A 1,093-nucleotide genomic window follows, 5' to 3' on the forward strand; every position below is an offset into this window, starting at 1 on the left:
GTGATCTTCTGGTACTTCCTGCTGGGGCCGGTGGCCGCCTTGAGCTATCGCTTGCTGGCGCTGGCCGCCGAGCACACCGAACGACCACGAACGGATCATCTCAGGCGAGGCCAATCCGATACGGATGGCGTCAAACTCTTCGACTTGACCCTGGTTTTTCAGCAAATTCAGTAGGTCTTTCAAGGCCTTTCCTCCTGGCGGAGCAGAGAGCGGGCAATCCTGCCCCGCTCTCGATTCGCGTCACGTGTTATTCGGTTTCCAGATCGATATCGATGCCGAGGGAACGAATTTCTTTGATCAACACGTTGAAGGACTCGGGCATGCCCGGCTCCATACGGTGATCGCCGTCCACGATGTTTTTGTACATCTTGGTCCGACCGTTCACATCGTCCGACTTCACTGTGAGCATTTCTTGCAGAGTGTATGCAGCACCGTATGCTTCCAGTGCCCAGACCTCCATCTCCCCGAAACGCTGACCACCGAACTGCGCCTTACCACCCAGCGGCTGCTGGGTAACCAGGCTGTAAGAACCGGTAGAACGAGCGTGCATCTTGTCGTCTACCAAGTGGTTCAGTTTCAGCATGTACATGTAGCCAACAGTAACCGGGCGCTCGAACTTGTTGCCGGTACGGCCGTCGGTCAGCTGCATCTGGCCGCTTTCTGGCAGGTCCGCCAGTTTCAGCATGGCCTTGATTTCGCTTTCCTTGGCACCGTCGAACACCGGAGTGGCCATCGGTACGCCGCCACGCAGGTTCTTCGCCAGGTCCAGGATTTCCTGATCGGAGAAGCTGTCCAGATCTTCGTTGCGACCACCGATCTGGTTGTAGATCTCGTCCAGGAACTTACGCAGTTCCGCGACCTTGCGCTGCTCTTCGACCATGCGGTTGATCTTCTCACCCAGGCCTTTGGCCGCGAGGCCCAGGTGGGTTTCGAGAATCTGACCAACGTTCATACGCGAAGGTACGCCCAGCGGGTTGAGGACCACGTCGACCGGGGTGCAGCTGCGGGCCGTCGAGGCGCAACGAGCCGTCGGCGGCGTGGTGCAGCACCCCGGCAAAAGGCGCCTCGACCGCGGTGCCCGACGGCACCTGCA

At 59.1% G+C, this 1,093-nt stretch carries 1 protein-coding gene and 1 pseudogene; both read right to left on the minus strand.

The features are described from left to right. Positions 1–183 (minus strand): hypothetical protein (locus ACQKQA_RS30425; RefSeq protein WP_427564809.1); only part of this gene is annotated, 183 nt, incomplete at its 3' end. Between the two features lie 64 nt (positions 184–247). Beyond that, positions 248–1,093, minus strand: a pseudogene (locus tag ACQKQA_RS30430) (hypothetical protein); the annotation flags it as partial.

The sequence above is a fragment of the Pseudomonas sp. NPDC089530 genome, from assembly GCF_050280705.1.
Lineage (GTDB): Bacteria > Pseudomonadota > Gammaproteobacteria > Pseudomonadales > Pseudomonadaceae > Aquipseudomonas.